The sequence below is a fragment of the Pseudomonas sp. PDM20 genome, assembly GCF_014852575.3.
Classification (GTDB): domain Bacteria; phylum Pseudomonadota; class Gammaproteobacteria; order Pseudomonadales; family Pseudomonadaceae; genus Pseudomonas.
The window spans coordinates 4,906,434-4,927,430 of record NZ_CM181224.1; the positions used below are offsets into that span (position 1 = coordinate 4,906,434).

General features: G+C 53.8%; 23 protein-coding genes, 1 tRNA gene and 2 pseudogenes. 14 read left to right on the forward strand and 12 right to left on the reverse strand.

Annotated elements, in window-relative coordinates:
* The first annotated feature begins 63 nt into the window (after positions 1-63).
* Entirely contained in the window at positions 64-432 is a 369-nt protein-coding gene (locus IB261_RS22450) for a hypothetical protein (protein ID WP_192381116.1), read from the forward strand.
* A 256-nt stretch (positions 433-688) separates the two neighbouring features.
* On the opposite strand, the gene IB261_RS22455 is transcribed toward IB261_RS22450, so the two are convergent.
* From IB261_RS22455 to IB261_RS22465, 3 genes and pseudogenes are all read right to left on the reverse strand, one after another.
* On the reverse strand, positions 689-1,036 hold the full coding sequence (locus IB261_RS22455) for a hypothetical protein (RefSeq protein ID WP_192381115.1): 348 nt from the start codon (positions 1,034-1,036) through the stop codon (positions 689-691).
* Between the two features lie 211 nt (positions 1,037-1,247).
* Positions 1,248-1,685 (reverse strand): hypothetical protein, encoded by a 438-nt coding sequence (locus IB261_RS22460; protein WP_427871406.1) that lies wholly within the window; start codon positions 1,683-1,685, stop codon positions 1,248-1,250.
* Positions 1,682-2,124: pseudogene (locus tag IB261_RS22465) on the reverse strand (structural protein P5). The gene IB261_RS22460 and the pseudogene IB261_RS22465 overlap by 4 nt, the downstream one beginning before the upstream one ends.
* 187 nt (positions 2,125-2,311) lie before the next feature.
* Between IB261_RS22465 and IB261_RS22470 the strand changes: the two are divergent.
* Both IB261_RS22470 and IB261_RS22475 read left to right on the forward strand, forming a co-directional pair.
* A complete protein-coding gene (locus IB261_RS22470; protein WP_192381113.1) occupies positions 2,312-3,376 on the forward strand; it encodes an acyltransferase family protein in 1,065 nt (354 codons plus the stop codon).
* A 43-nt stretch (positions 3,377-3,419) separates the two neighbouring features.
* Positions 3,420-4,417, forward strand: a pseudogene (locus IB261_RS22475) (phage integrase).
* Between the two features lie 21 nt (positions 4,418-4,438).
* Here IB261_RS22475 and IB261_RS22480 read toward each other — a convergent pair.
* The gene (locus IB261_RS22480) at positions 4,439-4,771 is read right to left on the reverse strand and encodes a hypothetical protein (protein ID WP_192381112.1); all 333 of its coding nucleotides are present in this window, start codon (positions 4,769-4,771) and stop codon (positions 4,439-4,441) included.
* Between the two features lie 275 nt (positions 4,772-5,046).
* Here IB261_RS22480 and IB261_RS22485 point away from each other — a divergent pair, with 275 nt between their 5' ends.
* The 7 genes from IB261_RS22485 (at position 5,047) to IB261_RS22515 (ending at position 12,241) form a co-directional block, all read left to right on the forward strand.
* Positions 5,047-6,621 carry a tyrosine-type recombinase/integrase gene (locus IB261_RS22485; RefSeq protein WP_192381111.1) on the forward strand — a complete coding sequence of 525 codons (1,575 nt, stop codon included), beginning with the start codon at positions 5,047-5,049 and terminating at the stop codon, positions 6,619-6,621.
* 1,066 nt (positions 6,622-7,687) lie between these two features.
* The gene (locus IB261_RS22490) at positions 7,688-9,076 is read left to right on the forward strand and encodes a hypothetical protein (RefSeq protein ID WP_192381110.1); all 1,389 of its coding nucleotides are present in this window, start codon (positions 7,688-7,690) and stop codon (positions 9,074-9,076) included.
* A 172-nt stretch (positions 9,077-9,248) separates the two neighbouring features.
* A complete protein-coding gene (locus tag IB261_RS22495) occupies positions 9,249-9,704 on the forward strand; it encodes a hypothetical protein (RefSeq protein ID WP_192381109.1) in 456 nt (151 codons plus the stop codon).
* A 2-nt stretch (positions 9,705-9,706) separates the two neighbouring features.
* Complete coding sequence (locus tag IB261_RS22500) at positions 9,707-9,925, forward strand: hypothetical protein (RefSeq protein WP_192381108.1); 219 nt, start codon at positions 9,707-9,709, stop codon at positions 9,923-9,925.
* A 166-nt stretch (positions 9,926-10,091) separates the two neighbouring features.
* Positions 10,092-10,343: a hypothetical protein gene (locus IB261_RS22505; protein ID WP_192381107.1), complete on the forward strand. Its 252-nt coding sequence runs from the start codon at positions 10,092-10,094 to the stop codon at positions 10,341-10,343.
* A gap of 343 nt (positions 10,344-10,686) precedes the next feature.
* Complete coding sequence (locus IB261_RS22510; RefSeq protein WP_192381106.1) at positions 10,687-11,457, forward strand: OB-fold protein; 771 nt, start codon at positions 10,687-10,689, stop codon at positions 11,455-11,457.
* A 28-nt stretch (positions 11,458-11,485) separates the two neighbouring features.
* Positions 11,486-12,241, forward strand: coding sequence for a short-chain dehydrogenase (locus IB261_RS22515; protein WP_192381105.1), 756 nt, complete (start codon positions 11,486-11,488; stop codon positions 12,239-12,241).
* Between the two features lie 31 nt (positions 12,242-12,272).
* On the opposite strand, the gene IB261_RS22520 is transcribed toward IB261_RS22515, so the two are convergent.
* Positions 12,273-12,881 carry a hypothetical protein gene (locus IB261_RS22520; RefSeq protein ID WP_192381104.1) on the reverse strand — a complete coding sequence of 203 codons (609 nt, stop codon included), beginning with the start codon at positions 12,879-12,881 and terminating at the stop codon, positions 12,273-12,275.
* A 215-nt stretch (positions 12,882-13,096) separates the two neighbouring features.
* Here IB261_RS22520 and IB261_RS22525 point away from each other — a divergent pair, with 215 nt between their 5' ends.
* Together IB261_RS22525 and IB261_RS22530 are read left to right on the forward strand one after the other, a co-directional pair.
* Positions 13,097-13,684 carry a recombinase family protein gene (locus IB261_RS22525; protein ID WP_192381103.1) on the forward strand — a complete coding sequence of 196 codons (588 nt, stop codon included), beginning with the start codon at positions 13,097-13,099 and terminating at the stop codon, positions 13,682-13,684.
* Positions 13,674-14,093: a hypothetical protein gene (locus tag IB261_RS22530; protein ID WP_192381102.1), complete on the forward strand. Its 420-nt coding sequence runs from the start codon at positions 13,674-13,676 to the stop codon at positions 14,091-14,093. Before IB261_RS22525 ends, IB261_RS22530 begins: the two co-directional genes overlap by 11 nt.
* Positions 14,094-14,233: 140 nt before the next feature.
* Here IB261_RS22530 and IB261_RS22535 read toward each other — a convergent pair whose 3' ends face one another.
* The 6 genes from IB261_RS22535 to dapA form a co-directional block, all read right to left on the reverse strand.
* Entirely contained in the window at positions 14,234-14,728 is a 495-nt protein-coding gene (locus IB261_RS22535; protein ID WP_192381101.1) for a hypothetical protein, read from the reverse strand.
* Between the two features lie 200 nt (positions 14,729-14,928).
* Positions 14,929-15,018: transfer RNA gene (locus IB261_RS22540), tRNA-Ser, on the reverse strand.
* A gap of 95 nt (positions 15,019-15,113) precedes the next feature.
* Positions 15,114-15,824, reverse strand: a complete 711-nt coding sequence (gene purC / locus IB261_RS22545) for a phosphoribosylaminoimidazolesuccinocarboxamide synthase (protein ID WP_045210340.1) — start codon at positions 15,822-15,824, stop codon at positions 15,114-15,116.
* A gap of 29 nt (positions 15,825-15,853) precedes the next feature.
* Positions 15,854-16,612, reverse strand: coding sequence for an MBL fold metallo-hydrolase (locus IB261_RS22550; protein WP_081520173.1), 759 nt, complete (start codon positions 16,610-16,612; stop codon positions 15,854-15,856).
* Positions 16,551-17,741 (reverse strand): NlpB/DapX family lipoprotein, encoded by a 1,191-nt coding sequence (bamC, locus tag IB261_RS22555; RefSeq protein ID WP_192381100.1) that lies wholly within the window; start codon positions 17,739-17,741, stop codon positions 16,551-16,553. The genes IB261_RS22550 and bamC overlap by 62 nt, the downstream gene beginning before the upstream one ends.
* A 13-nt stretch (positions 17,742-17,754) precedes the next feature.
* Entirely contained in the window at positions 17,755-18,633 is an 879-nt protein-coding gene (dapA, locus tag IB261_RS22560; RefSeq protein ID WP_045210343.1) for a 4-hydroxy-tetrahydrodipicolinate synthase, read from the reverse strand.
* 171 nt (positions 18,634-18,804) lie between these two features.
* Here dapA and IB261_RS22565 point away from each other — a divergent pair, with 171 nt between their 5' ends.
* Complete coding sequence (locus IB261_RS22565) at positions 18,805-19,362, forward strand: glycine cleavage system transcriptional repressor (protein ID WP_081520171.1); 558 nt, start codon at positions 18,805-18,807, stop codon at positions 19,360-19,362.
* A 25-nt stretch (positions 19,363-19,387) separates the two neighbouring features.
* Positions 19,388-19,858 (forward strand): peroxiredoxin, encoded by a 471-nt coding sequence (locus IB261_RS22570; RefSeq protein WP_192209780.1) that lies wholly within the window; start codon positions 19,388-19,390, stop codon positions 19,856-19,858.
* Positions 19,859-19,910: 52 nt separating this feature from the next.
* Here the strand turns inward: IB261_RS22570 and IB261_RS22575 are convergent, their stop codons facing one another.
* A complete protein-coding gene (locus IB261_RS22575) occupies positions 19,911-20,990 on the reverse strand; it encodes an AI-2E family transporter (protein WP_192381099.1) in 1,080 nt (359 codons plus the stop codon).
* Positions 20,991-20,997: the final 7 nt, after the last annotated feature.

Genomic DNA, 20,997 nt, shown 5'->3' on the forward strand with positions numbered 1-20,997 from the left:
CCCCTTTCCCTTCGGGGTTCGGATGAGTTATCAGTGGGACATAGCCAGCCAAAGCCTCAGCCCATGTCGCAGCCCACCCTCGGATTCTGGAAACTCACCCTCGCCATCGCCGCCGGCATCTGGCTCGGCTGCCTGGCCGTCGCCGCCACCGCCTGGCTGATCTGGCCCGACCTGCCACCTGCCGTCGTCACCCGCCTCGCGCAACCATCTGCGGAAACTTCGACCAGTTCCCCGCCAGCGCGCAGTAACGAAGAGATGTTCCGGCAGTACCTGCAACGCCAGCAGGCCACGCAGGAACAGCAGAATCGACAAGTGGAGAAATCGGAGCAGGAAAAGCGCTTCAACAGCGCGCCGTGCCAGTTCTGGCGGCAGCAGTACCAGGCGAATCCCACGGAGGGGAATCGGCAGAAGATGGATGGGTATTGCGGGTAATGGAGCGAAGGGCGGGGATTTTCAGGACGCAGAAAAGACAAAGCCCCTGAAACTCTAGGAATTTCAGGGGCTTCGGCCATATGTAATGGCGGAGAGATAGGGGTTTGAACCATATGACGCTTACCTGCACACCCCTGAAGGCCCCGTCGCGCCTAGCTTTGTGATTTCAACTTGGGCCGGAAAAGAGGCAGAAGGAGCGCGAATCTGTCCTAAATTTTTCGGGAGTATCGGCTCGACAGAAGGGCGCTTTAGGCGATCACTCGAGCTCTTTGATAACCCCTTTGCGCAATGCCTCGCCGCCTTCCTGATAGGAGTCTTCGCGAACCTTATTGAGCTGCTCGCGGATCTCCTCCTTGCACTCGCTCAAGGGACGGTCACCATTTGCAGCCACGAACTCCTCAAAGTTCCGGCGTGCATCGACCACTGTCTGAGGTTCTGAACTCCACTTTCTACGGCGCTCTTTCTCGCGTCGCTCCTGAGCAACACGAGCCTCATGTGGCAACTCAACCAAAACCGTCCACGCCAGCTTACCGGCGCCTTTTGCCGCTTTACCTAAAGCTCCCAAAACTCCGCCACCAACGCTGGCCTTCCCTGTGATTTTCATTCATCCGCCTCAGTTGGAACGACCGTTACTCCCCCCTTTATAGCCATCACCGGAGGAGAACGTCCACAGTAACCTCAAGCTCTCGCCCAGGTTGCCCCGTCTAGTATCGGTGTTCTGCCCTGAAACCGACCACCCGCCGAGGCCTACCGCATCTCGACGGACGTCGGCAGTGTCAGGCACCAGAGCCCGACGCTGATCGAACCGATCTAGCTCATTCGTACTTGGCGATCCCGCGTCCAATCGGGTGCCACTCTTCCTGCGGAGCGCCCGCAGTCAGGAGGGCGAACATCTCGACCTCCTGCCCTTCTTTTGGCTCGGCTGGAGAAAGCGCGGCGTGTCGACCGGCCTGCAGACCTTTGAACATCTCGGAGTTGGCGGCGACGTGGAAGTCCCAAACGCCGTACTGACAGGACTTGGTCTGCCGCTGCTCTGCCTGGATGGCCAACTCTGCAAGCTTGGCGCCCTGCTCCTTGGCTAGCTCCTCGAGGCACCCTCGCGCGGCGAGACACTGCCCGTGCGCGTCGTTGGCTGCATCAAGTTGCGGCCGGTAGTGTCCGGCGGCCAACCACGCGCCCAGGCCGGTGCCGGTGGCGAGCAACAGCAGAACGACCAGCAGCATCGCCGCCCCCTTCCAGCCGCTGGCACTCACGCCAGCGCCCTCCGCACACCCTCATCAATCACGGCGCCCTGGTACGGCACGCCGCCGTTCTCGGCCGAAAGATGGCCACCACCAGGCTGCGCAGCGTCGCCTGCATCCGGACGTCGATCACCTAGTTGGGCTGCACGCCCAGGGCCTTGGCCACTGCGCCGATGTACGCCTCGGTGTCGTTCTCGTTACCAGGCGCCCAGCGGCTGATGGTTTCGCGCACGGTGTCGATGCCGGGACTGCCCACGCCGGGCATGCCGTCCTTGCCGCGATACGCCAGCAGCAGTTTGCCCAAGGCGCGGATGCCGTTTTCCGGGGTGTCGAACCGGGCGAAACGTGGCTTCTGCACGCCCAGTTCCAGGCCGAGCTGCCCCACCCAAGCGTTGCGTGGGTTGTAACCAATGTTGCCGGGGTTGTTGTTACGGATGCCACGAGTGGTCATGACTGATCTCCAGAAATGACAACGCCAGCTCAATGGCTGGCGTAGGTAAATGGGTCGTTGCTGTTATCTCGATCAAACGCCTGTCAACCGTTTCGTACCAAGCAAGACACTTTTTCGTACAAAGGTGATAGCATCGCTGCGCCGTAGGGAGCTGACAGAACGGCGGAGTAAAAATCAGGAACTTTACATGCATAAGAACAACTTTGACTTCGTTAGAATCGTAGCCGCCGGACTCGTACTTTACAGCCATATGTTTGGTGTTTTCGGGCTATACGAGCCCGCGCCATTCTATTACTTCAGCTACGGCGGCGTTGGTGTTCTTATATTCTTTTCCATTAGCGGATATTTAGTATCTCAAAGCTGGCAGCGAGACCCTCATATAGTTGGCTTTTTGACAAAAAGAATTCTCAGGATATTCCCCGGCCTAATCGCAGCATCGCTTCTAATGGCCCTGATCGTTGGCCCTTTAGCCACAAGCCTACCTCTCCGCGACTACTTCACCAATAAGGATGTCTGGTGGTTTATACCACTCACATCCACGCTACAATTCCCAGACAAGCTCCCTGGTGTGTTTGATGGACAGCACTACACGAACATCAACACTTCGCTATGGACTATTCCAGTTGAGTTTAAGTGGTATATCTTGACCGCCATGCTCGGCTTGGCAGGAGCTCTTCGATTCAAAAAAGTCCTCTTAGTTATGTTGGTGTTCATGGTGGGATACCAAGCCATCATTAATGGACTAGAGAAAAGAAACTTTCTTCTTGAATTCGGATTCTTCTTCCTTTCCGGAATTCTCTTGAATGTATATTCAGAAACCATCAAAAAACATGGCGGACTTGTTTCTGCTGTATGCGTAGCCTCGGGAATTGCATTATGGCAAGTTGGTCAAGAGTACCTTGCCGCAGTAGTCAGCATCCCACTTATTACCATCGCCGTAGGTACCGCCTCTACCCCCTTCTTCAACAAGTTTGGAAGGTTTGGTGATCTTTCCTATGGCTTCTACATATACGCCTTCCCAGTCCAACAGCTTGTAGTTCATTTCCTGAACGGCAAAATCGGCGTGTATTCGGCGTTGGCTCTATCTGCCGCTATCACACTGACAATTGCTTTCTTCTCTTGGCATTTGGTTGAAAAACCAGCAATGAGGCTGAAGCGATATGTCGAGCGCCGTGGTCGTATTGAGGTAGCGGCATCCGAGCCATCTGTCTTGGAAACCACGCCTGCGCAGACTCGCACAAAGGTCTACTGACAGTCCTCACTCCTGGAATGATCGCTTCCCGTCCCGCTGCGCAATGGCAGTAGAACACTTGGCAGATGGGAGATGGCTGATCGACATTGAGCCTGTAAAAGGGAAGCGATTTCGCCGGCGCTTCAAAACCAAAGCCGAAGCGCAACGCTTCGAAGCCCTGATGCGTCAACGCCTGGCGCAGAACCCTGAATGGAACCCACAGCCCAAGGACCGCCGGCGACTATCAGAGTTGGTCGAGCGCTGGAGTGTTCTGCATGGTGATGCGCTGAGCGATGGAGAGAATCGCACTCGGCTGTTACTGCAGCTGGCCGAGGACCTGAGCGACCCGGTAGCGCTACAGCTGACGGGCAATCAGTGCACGGAATATCGGGTGCAGCAACTGGCCTCAGGGGCGCATGGCAAGACGTTGAACAACCGGTTGAGCTATCTGCGGGCGGTGTACAACGAGCTGCACCAGTTGGGCAAAATCGACTACGCGATTCCGCTACAGCGGGTGAAATTGCTCAAGCTCCAGGAGCGGGAGTTGACCTGGTTGACTGAGGAACAGATACACGCGCTGTTTGAAGCCATCAGGAGGCGCTGTAAGACGCCGCACGTGGAAATGGTGGCGAGGGTTTGCCTGGCAACGGGAGCAGCTGGGAAGAGGCTGAGGGGCTTGTTCCTGGACGAGTGCGGGGAGGGTGCGTGACGTTCGTGAACACGAAGTCGAAACGGGCTCGGTCAGTACCTATCGATAGCGTCCTCGAGGACGCCCTGCAGGATCACTTCACCAGGTACGGGACTTTCTCTAACTGCCGCAACAGCTTCGATCAGACCATCAAAACTTGTATCGCCCTCCCCGCTGGCCAAGCTTCCCACGTGCTACGACACACCTTCGCGAGCCACTTCATGATGAACGGCGGGAACATCCTCACCCTGCAGAAGATCCTGGGCCACGGCTCGCTGACGATGACGATGCGCTATGCACATCTATCCCCGGATCATTTGCAGGATGCGGTGAGGCTCAATCCGACGCGTGCGCTATCGGGCCTCTGGGCTTGAGGTCCGCCGCAGCGGGTGCCATCACTCGGCTCGCTTGGGGTTGAAGCGAAGGTAAAGGAAGGTCGCGGCCAGCATAAGGACCAGATAAGCCCCCACTTGCCCCCAGAAGATCACCCTGTATGCCTGATCGCTCTGCTCGCGATACGGCCGGTACTCTTCGATTGCCTGCTTCTGCTCGGCAGGGTCACTACTTTTCAAGAGCGTGGACGCGCGCGTGATTGCAGCCCTGACTTCAGGCGAAGAGTCATAGATGGACTTTGTGACGTGTTTTCGAATGGCCTCGCTGGTACCACCGATGAGGAGCACGCAGAGGACTATGACGCCGAAGGAAAGGAATACCTTTGCGAATCTCATGACCACCATCCCTGGTTCGTTTGAGCGAGTGTATTCCACGGGGTCTGCGCTGCCGAGAGCAGTGCCTGATCCTATCGATACTTTTTCGACACTGGCCCTGACGCAGAAAAGACAAAACCCCTGAAACGCTAAGCATTTCAGGGGTTTCGGCCATATGTAATGGCGGAGAGATAGGGACTCTCAGATTACCCTCATACAAGCCTTGAAGCGCTTGAATCATTGGCATCCAGCCCCGTAGAGTAGTGAAATAGAGTGGTGAAATAGAGGTGTAAGAAATGGCCAAAAAACACGAACGGGACTACCTGTATCAGAAGGCAGGGGAATCGACGTGGTACGTCAAAATCAAAATTCCGGTAGACGTGCGGCCTCATTTCGGCAATCGAGTCACCCTAACCAAAACCACAGGCACCGCCAGCAAGACTGAAGCCATGGTCGTCCGCCTGCCCATCCTTGCAGCTTGGAATAAGCAGATAGAGGAGGCTCGGCAAGGCAAGTTAGAAAATGCGGATGTGTGGCGAGAGGCGCTACAAAGTGAAGCTAAGCGTCTGGAACACTCTCTAACCCGGAATGTAATGAGCGAAGTTAGTGGAAAGCGAAAGCTCTATACAAAGGAGGAAGCCGAAAAGTTAATGAGCGAGATGTCCTCATTCATGAACGAAATGGTCAATAGCTTCAAAGAGGCCGGCGCCGATCCGGAATTAGTAGATTCAATACCAATTCTTGTCCGAGAAAAGCTTCTTGCTACTGGCCATGAGGCGATTATCAAGACACAGAAGCTAAATTCAATTCTTCGCGAAACAGCACTCCAGCACACTGCCAATAGATATCAGCTCTCAGTTAGCGAAAAAGACGAAGCTGCCGAGATTCTGGCCGATCCCAAAAGTTATAGGCCACGCTCCCCCATTACTAAATCAATGCTTGATCAATGGTCAAAGCACTTAGAAACACAGATAAATACGCAGAAAACCAGAGACACACACCGAAGCCGCATAGAACGCTTGTCTGGCTGGCTCACCAAAGAAGGTAAAAAACTCGATTTTGATAGCGTTCATAACTTTATAGAGTCAGTCTCTACTTCTCGCAGCACCCGACAGAACTACTTGTGGTCAGGTCGTGACTTCTGGAATTGGGCCTGCAAATATCATTCGACGTTCCGGGATCAGTTCAGCGGCAAGCCTTGCCCCTTCGATGGACATGCGCTCCCCAAGGCAGGCAAATCCGCCAAAGAATCGTACACACCCTTTACCAAATCTCAGGTAGAGAGCCTTTATGCGAGCGCTATCGAGGCGGAGCACCATGAACTTGCAGACTTGATTGCCTTCGGAGCTTATACAGGTGCTCGGCTTGAGGAAATTGGTCGAATCACTAAAGGCAATACGATATTTAACTCCAGCGGAGATCCGACGGCCTTCAAGATCGAGCAGTCCAAAACAGAGGCAGGAGTCCGCGAAGTTCCAATACATAGTAAATTGCTCCCCCTCTACAAGTCGCTTCTGGAGAATTCTGATACCAATGGTGGATATCTGTTTAAAGGAGGGAAAAACAAGTACGGCAACCGTCTCGACTACTTGAGCAAGCAATTCGGAAGGCTCAAAACGGCGACAGGTTACGATGCTTTACACGTGTTCCACAGCATTCGCAAGACCACCATTACAGAGTTGCATACTTCAGGCGTAACACTTGAGGTTCTTCCTTGGATAGTGGGGCATGAGGCCGCAAAAGCATTCACTTTAGATGTATATTCAAGCGGTCCAAGCTTGGCGCAAAAGAGTAAAGCCATAGAAAAATTAAAATTCATTTTCAATAAAAAAATACAAAATAGCTCCACCCCAATAAAACACATGGCATAAGCGACAATTAATAATATATTTGCGACAATATATATGCTACCTATTGTTTTCTACAAAAAAACATGTTATTCTATTAATGAGTAGAAGCTTTTTTCAAAGAGTTACCTCGTAAATACTCCCCCCGCTATATTCCCCTTTTCTAAAGCTCATTCTGGCTCTAGAAATTTTTCCATTGAATTTCCCTCTTCTTCAGTTCAATGGCATTTGATCTGTTCTGACTCAACGGATCGTTAGCATCCCCATCCTTCTAATTCCCCTCTGGTATTCGAGAGATGGGCGGTGCTTTTTTTCATTCACAAAATATTATTACAACATAACAGGAGATCAGATGATCACCCAGAGACACTGTGCGCTCTGTCGTGCAGAAATGCAGTGCCAAAGAGCATCAAAGAAGCTTTGCAGCAACAGGTGCCAAGCCTACTTCCACCGCAAGCGGCAGAAGCTGGGGCTATCGATCCAAGAAATGTTTGCACTTCTTGAGAAAGAAAACGTAACACTAGAAACTACTCCACAAGATTCCTAAACACCCACAAACCCAATACTTCATTGGGCTTTTTATATCCAAATCAACAAAACCCCTGCAAGGCTATCCATCTATTGGGTTTAGCTTTCAGCCATTTACCTTATAAAAACAAAAGGAAAACAACAATTATGAGCGATCCGAACCAAGTAACCATTCGTTTAAACCGTGCTTCCACCGAGAGACTTAAAGCAATCGCCGATTACTACGGAAACACAAACCTACGACACCAACTTAATCTCATCATCAACTCTTTACACTCTGCATTGGAGCTTGACGGGCAGTTCAATCATTTGAGAATGACTTACCCACCAAAAGTCTAAAGCATGTAGTTATTAATCTTGTACATTTAAGTGCCTTCACGTCAGCATCCATCGCACTTTCAAGCCTTTCGGAGAAAATTAATCATGCGCCTCGGCCTAACCGGAAAAGCAGAACAGCAGTTCCTTTCCTTGCTCAATGAATCGGGAGTATCCAACCCCACTCACTTTATGAATCTATTAATCAATTTTATTTACTTCCAACATTCACAGGAGGCAATCAATTATGCCCACCAGCGAGACAAACAAAAAGAATAAACTGCTAAGAAGCTATACCTGCTCAGTTTGCGACACTATTTACACCACCTCTCGTTACAGTAAAACCCATTATTGCAGCCCTGATTGCCGCTCAAAGGCCCGTTCAATCCGTACGGCTAATAAACGCATAGAGAAGATACCAGCTTCGGATGCTTGGCTGTGGGTTGCGCGAGAATGTAAGCGAGCTGGGACGGTTGAAATCCTGCAAGATGTAGACCTTGAAAAGCTATTTGCCATTTACAACCGGCGCTACCAGTGTTTCGGTTGGGATAGCGAGAAGAAGTCTAGTAAATTCCATATCTGTCATATCGCTCCGGTGTCTGGAGATTCCTCTATCGGACTTCTGCATCATGAAAACCTTTTTATTGGCAGCAGCCTCGCCAATCAGGTACATGGGGTAGAACACTATGCTGACGCGGGGCTGTGCATTGCCAAAAGCTCTCTAAAAACCAAATGGCTAATCAATCAAGAAGATAGCAACAAGATTATCCTTGGCAAGGTTAAACAGTATCTGGGGAAGAAGCTCTACACATTCGCCAAGACCAATCCGATCAAGAAATCACATCGATTTGTACTGGCAGAGCGGATCGTCAAGCTACCCAACAATACTGTTGCTCTCGCAGACTTACAGCGCATGGGCACACAAGAGCTGGTAAAGCTAGAAGCTCAGCTAAAGGAGAAGGAAGTATTCTCACTGAAGCTCACCGCAGCCCGTTCCCTTGTTGTTTATCATGAAGAGCTGGAGCGTTTTGCATCCTTCAGCAAAGGAAAGAGAAAGGAAAACTTTGAATTCGTATCAGCAGCTGTCCGCGTAGTAGCTCAATGGCTAGGGCAGAAGCCTACTGAACACGGGCTAAGCAGTATCATTGCTAGTTCTTTCTCTTGGTACTACGAGTTTCGGCCACTGTCCCTGAAGCCAAACAAAGACTCTGCGAAGCTTCGAGACTATACCAACTTCCTTGCCTTTTCTACGCTGCAAGGGGCTGAGGTAGACAGAAACCATGTTATCAACACTCTACGAGGCTATCTTCGGATAGAAACTCTGAGAGTGGTTGAGCATGGGGCCTTTAAAGCTGACAAAAGCATCTTGGATTTTGATTACATTCAAGAAGAACATGATCTTTTCAGAGAGAACGTTGAAAAAGTAAAAGAGGCTCTAAGTGTAATCGGATTGCTAGACCCTCAAACCCTGCAAACTGTCCACGAGAATGATAAAGAGAAAGACTTTATCGCTCGCTTTCACCAAGACTTACGCTACGCGAATTTCTATAAGTATCCGGAAAACTACTATCAGGCAGAGCCAAAATTTTCCATGCCCGCCACTCATACGGTAGATCATCTAATTCTTCCATTTTGATAGTGGCTAGGTAGTAGTTATTAAATGTGTACATTTATCACAGCCAAAGCCAGTATCTGCGGGCTCTCCACTCAAATTTAAATAAAAAGAATTTGGCTCATTTCGAGCCAATGCAACTGGGCAGTCTTTGCCCACAATCGCCCTAATCGGCAAATTAAAAAGGAAAAACAACATGAAAAATAATGTATCAATCAACTCCTTTACTTTCTCTGAAGAAGAACTGAACAAACGAGTAACACAAGCGCAGAATGCATTCCTCCGATCATATGGCTCCGTAGATAGGCTAGACGGCCCCGCCGCTATCATCATGCCCCAGCTGGAAAAGCTATTTAAAGAAGGCCGTACCCTATCAAAATACCATGCGGTTAACACTGATCGCTCACTAACAGTTTACTTGGAAAAGGAGGACATCTCCGATCTGTTGGAGGATGTAGCTAAGAAAACTAAGACTGATTACTTAGCGCAGCTAGAACAGGAAAAAGGCCGCCAACAAGCTCTCCTCGCAAATCAGCTCTTCCAGTCGGAACTGCAAAAGGAACAACGCAAGAAGGATGATCACGAAGCCAAGCTAAAAGCAAAAGCAGCGAAAGAAGCAAAAGAATACTTCCAATCACTAGAGGAACAATAATGATGACCAAGACAGATGAAATACTACTAAAAGCTCACCATCCCGAAAAATGGAAGGAGGAGCAAGATAAGAAGCAACAAGAGTTAAATGATCTCCTTCAGTTCGTAGAGGGAGCAAAGGCCGCCATCACTGCGATGGAAACAAAAGATGAGAAGAAATTTGAAATTCTCTTTAAATCCGATAAAAGCTCTCATTGTGGATTCCGCCCGGCAGGCAAATAACTCCTTAATAATTCAATTTAAAGCAAAGTCAGCATCACTACTGACTTTGCTTACATCTATCTAATTCTCTGCACCCCTCATATCTCTTGGTCTAGCAGCCAAGCGAGCTAAACACGGGTGCGTTTCTATTAGAAATACTGTTACTTTATATCAAAATAGGAAGATCATGGAAAAAATCCTAATAGCAGGAAGCGGAATAGCTCAAACAGCAATTCTTGCAGTTCTTTGCTTCTCGCTTCTAAATCAGCACCAGCAACAAAGCTACGATAGGGTTGTTAAGCGAATCGACAACCTGCTCACCTATACCGAACAACGCCAGAACAATTTCGCCATATCAGTAGATGACAGACTGATCGCCCTGGAGCAGAACCTAAAGGTTCTCGAAGCCCGTCAGGAAGCATGGAGGTCACATGAATAACTACGTGTGGTTTCAAATCAAGCCCAGCGGCGGGGCTGTAGACCTTTCCAGCCTAGCCCCAAAGGATTTGGTAGTAGATGAGCTTTCTTCGGGCGTAAGGGCCTACAGGTTCGCTACAGAAGCCTCTCACGCGGACATTGCCCAATGGTCCAGCAATCACCCTTGGCAAAGCTTCTCGTGGCCCAATCAGTGCATGTTCTACCCTGCGAATCTCGGCTATGAGATGTCCCTAGACGGATTCAATAGGTTCGTGACGGTCTACTCCCCCACCTACTCACAAGCCTATCTAAATGATTTTGACTCTCGATCCCACGAGGGGAGTTGAAGCATCTAGCAGGAACCAATGGCGTCATGGCATGATGCTATCCACCCCTTATCGTCTTCATGGATGAATAAAATGGCGTTATTTGAATGCTACGAATGCACTAAACAAATTAGCGATGCAGCCGCTGCTTGCCCTAATTGCGGAGCGCCAGTTAAGAAGAAGGTATCAGAGGGCTACATTCCTCCTAAAATCAATAAACCTGTAGTTCCACCCCGCCGTGTTGGCCTTCTACTGGCAATAGGAATATTTTTCCTCCCTTTCATTTTTGGATGGATTCTTCTGCAAAGGGGATACTCCAATACCGCCCGTGGGTTAGCATTTGGTTGGCTAATCCTCTTCTTCGTACTTCCTAACTGGAGTGACTCTAGCAAGAGCACCTCTACTAGCTCTTCTATAGCTAGCTCTACCTCTACAGGTCCCTCCGAAGCCGAAAGGAAAGAAATTGCACGCAGAGAAGAACTGGGCCGTTTGAACGCCCTACCTCTCATCTCAGCATCTCAATTGTCACAAGCTTATGATGAGAACACCGTAGCCGCTGACCAGATGTTCAAGGACAAATGGTTCCGGGTCTCCGGTGTCGTCACTTCCATCAACACCGATTTCCTAGGAAAGCCTTACGTTACGCTGAAAGGTAGCGCCAATCAGTTCATGGAGCCTCAATTCAGCTTCGATAAAGATCAAGCATATGTCGTTGCAGGTCTTCGCAAAGGAACAAAAGTGGTGCTGGCGTGTGAAGGCCATGGAGATGTCGCAAAAACTCCAATGTCTCGCAATTGCAAAATCATGTGAGTCTAGCAATAGAATATAAGGACTGAATATGAGCGAAGCTTCACTAATAGACCAAGCGAAGGAATTCCTTCTTAACGCCCCGCTTTATGAACCAGTCACAGGCGAGCTAGCTGAGCAAGTTGCATATTTCAATCAGAATTTTGATTGCTATTGCTTGGCCTGCGCAAATAGTAGCGTATTTCGCAGAGCTAATATTGACACATCGATGAGCACCGCGTGGAGAATCGTCTTTCTTTGCACGCGATGTGAGCAGCAGCGAATTTACTTTATCTTGCGACGCCAGGATGAAATAACACTTAAAATCGGTCAATTTCCGTCTTTAGCTGATCTACAATTTCCCGAGCTAAAAAAATACTCTAGACTCTTAGGAAAAGAGTACTCACAACAATTTGCAAAAGCTGTTGGACTAGCTACACACGGGGTTGGGATTGGCAGCTTCGTATATCTAAGAAGAATCTTCGAGAAACTTATTGAGGATGCACACCAAGACGCTTCCAGGGAAGATGGATGGGATGAGGCTTCCTATTGTTCTGGCTATATGGCAGAACGTGTACAAGCTCTGGCAGCTCATCTCCCTGAATTTCTTGTCGAAAACAAAGTAATTTACAGCGTTCTCAGTAAAGGTGTCCATGAACTTTCAGAGCAGGAATGTCTTGCTGCGTTCCCGGTTGTTAAGACTGCAATTGAACTAATCCTAGATGAGCATTTAGAGAGGGATGCGCGCAAGAAAAAGATGGATGCGGCCAAAAGTGCGCTAGCAGCATTATCATCAAGCACCAAATAGCCTTATAGGGCAGCCAGCCTGTCCTTTACAGCTACTCTGCCGCCCACAAGACACCGATATAGGATAGCTCTGCGTCGACCATTTTCATGAGCTTTTGACGAGTGATAGAATCACCAGACCCTATGTGTAACTTGCTCCTCCTCACATCTAGCACGCCCATAACGCAATTCGGCTCCGCATGTGGACTAAGCGCTGTCTCCATGAGCGCAGTTACCACATCTACCCTTAGTTTTTGAAGTGACTCATCTTTGAAATACATTTTTATGAGATGAGGGACGCCGTCGACTAGAAGCCCAAGCTCTGGATTTATGCCGACATCAATACCCTGAAAGCCGTAAACCTCGCTAAATGTCGAGTTCCAGACCAAATCTTTCTTTCCCCACCACTTCGTATAGCCTTTAACTGCATCGGGATAATTTGACAATTTCTTCTGATCAGTGAGGAAGGAAAGAATCTCTTTCAAAGCAGCCTTCGACTTTCCTTTTTCATGCACATCCGCGATGCCTTCACGCAAAGCTTTGTAGAAGTCTGTTTGGGGGGAGTAGGCTGGTCGGTTTTTTATTTGCGAGACTTTGGTTGCTTTTGGGGTACCTGATTTTGATATCACATCTACGACATCCGAAAGGCTCAGTTTTGGCATGTTCGATCCCTCAACGGCTAAAGTCCCTGTTGGCAGATTGCCACCAAGAATAGTTCACCAAGGCGTTTCCGACCACCTGACAAGTGGAGTCATAAACGGTCGTTTATGAGCCTGTCTTGGGATGGCTCATTTCCTAGTGTCATAAATTAGGGCTTGACATTTTGACCCTATCGCTCATAATGACACTACATTTTTGACACCTTGAGGGTTAAGTGATGAGCCGCGTCTTCCTCTATGCACGAGTCAGCACCTCAGACCAGACCACCGCAAACCAATTGCTCGAAGTGAAGTCCGCTGGATTTGAGATTAAACCCGCTCGCATCGTTGAGGAGCAGGTTTCAGGTAGCGTCCCTGCTGGTGAACGTAAAGGCTTCCAGAAGCTCCTAGAACGCCTTGAAGAAGGAGATGTGCTGGTCGTCACCAAATTGGACCGTCTAGGCCGGAATGCGATGGATGTGCGCTCTACGGTTGAGCTGTTGGACTCCAAGGGTATCCGTGTTCACTGCCTAGCCCTGGGCGGAGTAGACCTCACCAGTGCAGCAGGTAAGATGACAATGCAGGTACTCGGAGCCGTTGCCGAATTTGAACGCGACCTTCTGATTGAGCGTACCCAGTCAGGCCTACAACGAGCAAAGGCTCAGGGAAAATCTCTTGGTCGCCCTGCCGCTATTTCTGCGGATGAGGTTCAAGCTAAAAAGGCTGAAGGTAAGAGCCAGTCACAGGCGGCTGATGAACTCGATGTAAGCCTGTCCACTATAAAGCGCTTGTGGAACAAATCTCAGGAGACTCTGGATGGAGCTTGATTGGCTTTCAACTGCTGTAGGCTTTGTCGTTGGTGGCTTCACTGGTGCTGTTAGCACCTATCTAGGTGACAAGTACACTGACATCCGAAGAGGTAAGCAGGTCAAGAAAGCCCAGGCCCAGCAGTGGGCCGACATTAAGCGCCGCTACCCCGCATTGATTGCTGAGATGAGAGCAGACCTATCTTCCGAGAGCGGTTGCACTGTCCGTACGTTCATTCCGCTACCCAAGAGACTGCTCGGCTTCTTGTCAGAGCCAAGCTTCATTTATGAACCTGATGAACACCCAAACTTGCAGGTAGCCATCCAACATTTTACTGAGCTTGGTTACATCATCGATGTCAGGGAGCACGCTAATACTCCCATCTATCGCATGAAAGAGCACTTCGTGGATTTGCTCTTGAAGGGGTAAGGTACAACATCACACACCCGACGGGCACTGCCCTGGCCCAGGTGGCTAGATATTTTGGATTTTGGTCCTTGGTGCAACGGCTTCGCTACGAAGAGTACTAAGACGGTCGTCTACCGCGAAGTAGTCCCCGGCCATTGCCCCTACTCCAGCTTACAAGCTTGAAGGAAACGATCAGTCTCTCGGGTCGATCCTGCTGACGAAGCAATGCCAGACCATTTGCTATCTGTATCTGTGTTCTGCAAGCCAACCTGAATCCTTCCCTTTGCATTGCGTATTTCATCAAGCAAGAGCAGAAGCGGCTCCCTTTCCGAAGTGGCAATCTGAACGTACTCTTCGTTTCTCTGCGATCCTTTAGCCGCAAAGTCATGAATCGTCCCTTGGCCAACCTTTACCAATAATTGGTAACTCGCGCGCTCCATTCCCTCCTGCCACTTTGACTTTTCAATGAGGGCCATGCCGAGCCGCTCAGAGTCACAATCAAAAACAAGCGCGTGAAACGGGTCCATCTCACCGATAAGCATTGCCTTCTGGCCGCCAGAGAAAATGTCATCTTGAGTGGAGGTCAACCAGCCTGCGCTGGCTGCGGAGGAAAGAGTCAGTGCAACTACTGCGGAAATCGCACTCAGCTTACGCATGTGTCGTCCCTGTCATCAGCCCTGAGCGGTATTGCTCGTCCGGCTAGGCTAATGCAGTGATGGCAATTTGCAAGCCTCTAGCCGCGACTCAGCGGCTGGTAGGCCTCACATAACGTCTGCGGAAGAGTAGTGAAATAAAGTAGTGAAACCAGAAAAGAAAAAACCCTGTAAACCATTGATTTACAGGGCTTTTTGTATAGTGGCGGAGAGATAGGGATTTGAACCCTAGGAACTGTTGCCAGTTCAACGGATTTCGAATCCGTCCCGTTCGGCCACTCCGGCATCTCTCCGTGCGGCGCGCATGATACCAGCTTGAAGCCCGAAGGCGAAGCCCTTATTCAGGATTTTTTCGCGTGGTATCAGACGCTTGCGTGCACTGGTCAGATCAGAGCGGTACGCCGAGGCGGTGGGCCACTTCTTCGTAGGCCTCGATGACGTCGCCCAGACCCTGGCGGAAGCGGTCCTTGTCCATCTTCTTGCGGGTCTCTTTGTCCCACAGACGGCAGCCGTCCGGGCTGAACTCGTCGCCGAGGACGATCTTGCCGTGGAACAGGCCGAACTCGAGCTTGAAGTCCACCAGCAGCAGGCCGGCGTCGTCGAACAGCTTGTTCAGCACTTCGTTGACCTTGAAGGAGTAGGCCTTCATTTCGGCCAGTTGCTCCAGGGTCGCCCAGCCGAAGGCCTGGACGTGGGATTCGTTGATGAACGGGTCGCCCAGGGCGTCGTTCTTCAGGAACAGCTCGAAGGTCGGCGGAGTGAGCTGCAGGCCCTCTTCGACGCCCAGGCGGCGCACCAGACTGCCGGCGGCGTAGTTGCGCACGACGCACTCGACCGGAATCATGGCGAGCTTCTTGACCAGCACTTCGTTGTCCGACAGCAGGGCGTCGAACTGGGTCGGGATGCCGGCGGCTTCGAGCTTCTGCATGATGAAGGCGTTGAACTTGTTGTTCACCATGCCCTTGCGATCAAGCTGCTCGATGCGCTTGCCGTCGAACGCCGAGGTGTCGTTGCGGAACAGCAGGACGAGGCGGTCGGCGTCATCGGTGGTGTAAACCGACTTGGCCTTGCCGCGATAGAGTTCTTCGCGTTTTTCCATGATGGGCTCCGCTTGCTTAAGGGGTGGGCTCAGGCGATGGTGCGCCAGTCGAGTCCAGAATGCTGATCGGCCACCTGCAGCCAGTCCGGGTCGCACCCAAGGGTGTCGACGAAGCTTTGCCGGGCCAGCTGCGGCGAGTTGTTCTTTTCGCTGAGATGCGCCAGCACCAGGTGCTGCAAGCTTTCCCAGCCCAGCTGGGCCACGAGTTCGGCGGCCTGCCGGTTGTTCAAATGTCCCCACTGGCCGCCTACACGGACCTTGAGTGGGTAGGGATACGGACCGCGGGCCAGCATGTCGGTATCGTGATTCGCTTCGATGATCAACGCATCGAGGCCACGATAGCATTCCAGCACCTGCGCCGTGGCGGCTCCCAGATCGGTGAGCTGGCCAAAGCGCTTCCGGCCATCGGAAAACACGTACTGCAGGGGCTCTCGCGCATCGTGGGAGACGCTCACCGCAGTGACTTCCAGGTCTTTCAGTACCAGGCGGTCGCCGCATTTGAGCAGCCCCGCCGGTGTCACCGGCTTGCGCATTCCCTGCAGGGTGCCGGCGCTGAGGTACACGGGTATTCGATGGTGCCGGGCCAGCAGTTCGACGCCGTTGATGTGATCGGAGTGCTCGTGCGTGACCAGTACCGCGTCCAGCTGCCCGGGCTCTACGCCCAGGCGTGCCAGACGGCGGATGGTTTCACGCAGCGGGAAGCCGCAATCGATCAGTATCCGGGTGTCAGAACTGCTCACCAAGGCCGAATTGCCCCGGCTTCCGCTCCCCAGGACCGCGAAGTGCATTCCGCATACTCTCCTGGAGTTTTTCCAACACACCCTGCGCCACGTCAGCCGGTGCGGAGGTGTTGATGTCTTTGTCGACGGTGATCTGGACGGTGTTGCTCACGCTGGTCAGGCGAACCTGGTAGCGCTGGGCCTTGGCGTCCTCTTCTTCCTTGGTCTTCTCGCCACCGCCGAACAGGCGGCTGAAGAAGCCAGGCTTGTCTTCGTCCTTCTTCTTCGCGCCTTCGGCGATGTTGACGTAGTACACGCCCAGGCTGCGGTTGAGGTCGTCGACACGGATGTCGGCACGATCCAGCGCACGGCCGACGCTGACCCAGGCACGATCGAAATCGGAGTCGACGGTCAGCACCGGGTTGCCGCTGCCGTCCTTGCTCAGCTGGACGGCACCGGGGGTGTCGTAGTCCGAGTGCGCGGCGAGCAGGGAGACGGAGCCGCCCTTCTCGGCGCTGGTGGCCATGCTGGCGATCATTTCGTCGAGCAGCGCGGCGTCCAGGCTCGGCACGGCCGGCTTGGCCGGCCAATCGCCAGTGGCGGTGCTGCCGGCCGGGCGGGTTTCGCTCAGCACGTAGACTTCACTGGTGTTGGTCTGCACGCCGGGCTCGATGCGCACACGAACGCGCGCTTCGCTGTCTGGCTCGACGCCCGACACACGGCTGCTCAGACGACGCGCCAGGGGCGCGGAGAGCTGCGACAGCGGCTGCCAGTTGGTGCTGAATTCGCCAGTCTGCGGACGTTCGTTGGCGATGGAGAAGCCGTTGTCCTGGAAGAACTGGTGAGCGACCGGCCAGACTTCGGCCGGCGGACGCTGGGCAACCAGCCAGCGCGAGTCGCCGCTCTTCTGCAGGCTGAAGTCGCTGACTTCGCCGGCGCCGGACAGCGGCTGCGGACGCGGCACTTCGAACTCGCCTTCCTTCTCGGTGCTGGTGGCGACGTTCATCGGAATCGGCAGCAGCGGGTCGAGCTGCTTGCTCTGCATGCCCTCGGGCACCTTCATCGGTGCGGTTTCGCGGGCGTTGAGGTAATCGTCGCCACGGTCGCGGAAGTAGCCTTCCGGGCCCCACAGCCAGCCGCAGCCGGAGGTGTTGCCGATAACCAGGGCGAGCGCAGTCAGTCCTGCCAGTCGCTTCATGCGAGGGAGCTCCTTAAGCCAGGACGCCGGTCTGGCGCATGGCCTGACGCAGCGGTTCGTGGCAGCGCGGGCTGAGCCAGGTCAGAGGCAGGCGGATGCCCTCTGGAATCAGCCCCATTTCGTGCAGGGCGAACTTGACCGGGATGGGGTTGGATTCGATGAACAGCGACTTGTGTAGCGGCATCAGGCGATCGTTGATGGCGCGGGCAGCGGCGGCATCGCCACGCATGGCGGCGGCGCAGAGGTCGCTCATGGCGCGCGGGGCGACGTTGGCGGTCACCGAGATGTTGCCCTTGCCGCCCATCAGCATCAGCTCGACGGCGGTGGCGTCGTCACCGGAGTAGACGAGGAAGTCCTTGCCGACGCGATCCAGTACTTCCTTGCCGCGCTGCAGGTCGCCGGTGGCTTCCTTGATGCCGACGATGTTCGGCACCTTGGACAGGCGCTCGACAGTCTCGGGCAGCATGTCGCAGGCGGTACGGCCCGGCACGTTGTAGAGGATCTGCGGGATGGCCACGGCTTCGGCGATGTGGCGGAAGTGCTGGTACAGGCCTTCCTGGGTCGGCTTGTTGTAGTACGGGGTCACCAGCAGGCAGGCGTCGGCACCGCCGGACTTGGCGGCCTCGGTCAGCTCGACGGCTTCGCGGGTGGAGTTGGCGCCGGTGCCGGCGATGACCGGGATACGGCCGTTGACCTGGTCGACGACGCGACGGATGACGTCCAGGTGTTCGTTCACGTCCAGAGTGGCCGATTCACCCGTGGTGCCGACCGCTACGATGGCATTGGTGCCTTCCTGCAGGTGGAAGTCCACCAGCTTGGCGAGGCTGTCCCAATCCAGTCGACCCTGAGCATCGAAGGGGGTGACCAGCGCCACCATACTGCCCGCAATCATGCAACCGCTCCTGCCGGAAAAAGAAAGCCGTAATGGTACTGTCGCCACCGGCCACGCACAAGGTGACGCAGCGACCCGCGAGCGGTCAGACATTCCCCTCATCGGCGCTTTTCGCTACCCTTTCTCCTTTGTCGATGCGGCCCGCTTGGCCGCCACTCCCAGGAAAGCTGCATGTCCACCTCTCACCCTCGTGAACAATTCCTTCTGATCAGTGCTCTGGGCCCGAACCCGATGGAGTTGACCAGCGTGCTGTGCCGCACCTGCGTCGACAACCGCTGCTCGGTGGTCAGCAGCCGCCTGACCCGTCACGGCGAGTTCAGTGCGCTGATCCTGCAGATCTCCGGCAGCTGGGATGCCCTGGCCCGCCTGGAAGGCGGCCTGCCGCCCCTGGCCAAGCGTCACGGCTTCACCCTCAGCGTCACGCGCAGCAATGTCCACGTCACCCGCGCCCAGGCCCTGCCCTATGTGGCCTATGTCAGCGCCGTCTATCGTCCGGACATCCTCAACGAGCTGTGCCAGTTCTTCATCGATCACAACATCGAGCTGGAAAACCTCACCTGCGACACCTACCAGGCGCCGCACACCAACACCAGCATGCTCAACGCCACCATCACCGTGACGCTGCCGGCCGGCACCCAGATCAGTTGGCTGCGCGATCAGTTCCTCGACTTCGCCGATGCGCTGAACCTGGACGCGCTGATCGAACCCTGGCGTCCGCAGCATCCGTAAGGATGCTCCCAAGGAGAAAATTCCCATGGCAGTCGAACTGAACAAACCCGTCGCCGATTTCCAGGCCCCGGCCACCAGCGGCGTCGAATTCCGCCTGTCCGAACTCAAGGGCAAACAGGTCGTCCTGTACTTCTACCCCAAGGACAGCACCCCTGGCTGCACCACCGAAGGCCAGGGCTTCCGCGACAGGATCGAGGACTTCGCCAAGGCCAACACACTGGTGTTCGGCGTCTCCCGCGATGGCATCAAGTCCCACGAGAACTTCAAGGCCAAGCAGTGCTTCCCCTTCGAGCTTATCAGCGACAAGGATGAGGCCGTCTGCCAGCTGTTCGACGTGATCAAGCTGAAGAAGCTCTACGGCAAGGAATACATGGGCGTGGACCGCAGCACCTTCCTGATCGACGCCAAGGGCGTGCTGCGCCAGGAATGGCGCGGCGTGAAAGTACCCGGGCATGTGGACGCCGTGCTCGCTGCCGCTCAAGCGCTGAACCAGTAAGCCGCTGAGCCGGCGCCAATGAAAAAGGCCGCTGATCAGCGGCCTTTTTCGTTTACATCATCGGGCTGACTTGCGGCTCCAATGGCGGCTGCCGCGGCCAGGCATCCAGCACCGCCTTCACCAGGGTCGCCAGCGGGATGGCAAAGAACACACCCCAGAAGCCCCACAGTCCGCCGAACAGCAGCACCGCGCAGATGATTGCCACCGGGTGCAGGTTCACCGCCTCGGAGAACAGCAGCGGCACCAGCACGTTGCCATCCAGCGCCTGGATGATCGCGTGAGCGGCCATCAGGTAGATGAACTGGTCGCTCCAGCCCCACTGGAACAGCGCGATCATCGCCACCGGCACGGTGACCACTACTGCGCCGATATAAGGCACCACCACCGACAGGCCGACCAGCAGCGCAAGCAGCGCCGCGTAGTTGAGCCCCAGCACCACGAAGGCGATGTAGGTCGCCACGCCGGTGATGAAGATCTCGATGACCTTGCCACGGATGTAGTTGGCAATCTGCTGGTTCATCTCGTTCCACACCTGCTTCATCAGCCCGCGCTCACGGGGCAGGTAGCGGCGGAACCAGTGGTAGAAGCGGCGGCGGTCCTTGAGGAAGAAGAACACCAGGATCGGCACCAGCACCAGGTAGATCATGATGTTGACCACCACCGGCAGGCCCGACAGGGAGAAGGTCAGCGCCCACTGGCCGAGCTGACCCAGTTCGCTGCGCGCCGCCTCGACGGTGTGCAGCACCTGCTCCTCGGTGACCATGTCCGGATAGCGTTCAGGCAGCATCAACAGGGTCGCCTGCCACTCGCCGAGCATGCCGGGCAGTTCGTTGAACAGAGTGAACAGCTGCTTCCACAGCAGCGGCACCAGCACCAGCAGGAACACTGCGAGCAGCCCGAGGAACAGCGAATAGACCAGCCACACCGCGAACAGATGTGGCACACGCAGGCGCTCCAGCACGCCGACCATGCCCTGGATGAGGAAGGCGATGACCATCGCCGCCAGCACCGGCGCGAGCATCCCGCCAAAGGTCAGGATGACGGTAAATCCCAGTCCGAGAATGACCGCCAGCACTATCGCCTCCTCGTCGGAGAAATAGCGCTGCATCCAGTCCTGCAAAACCTTGAGCATCAACGAA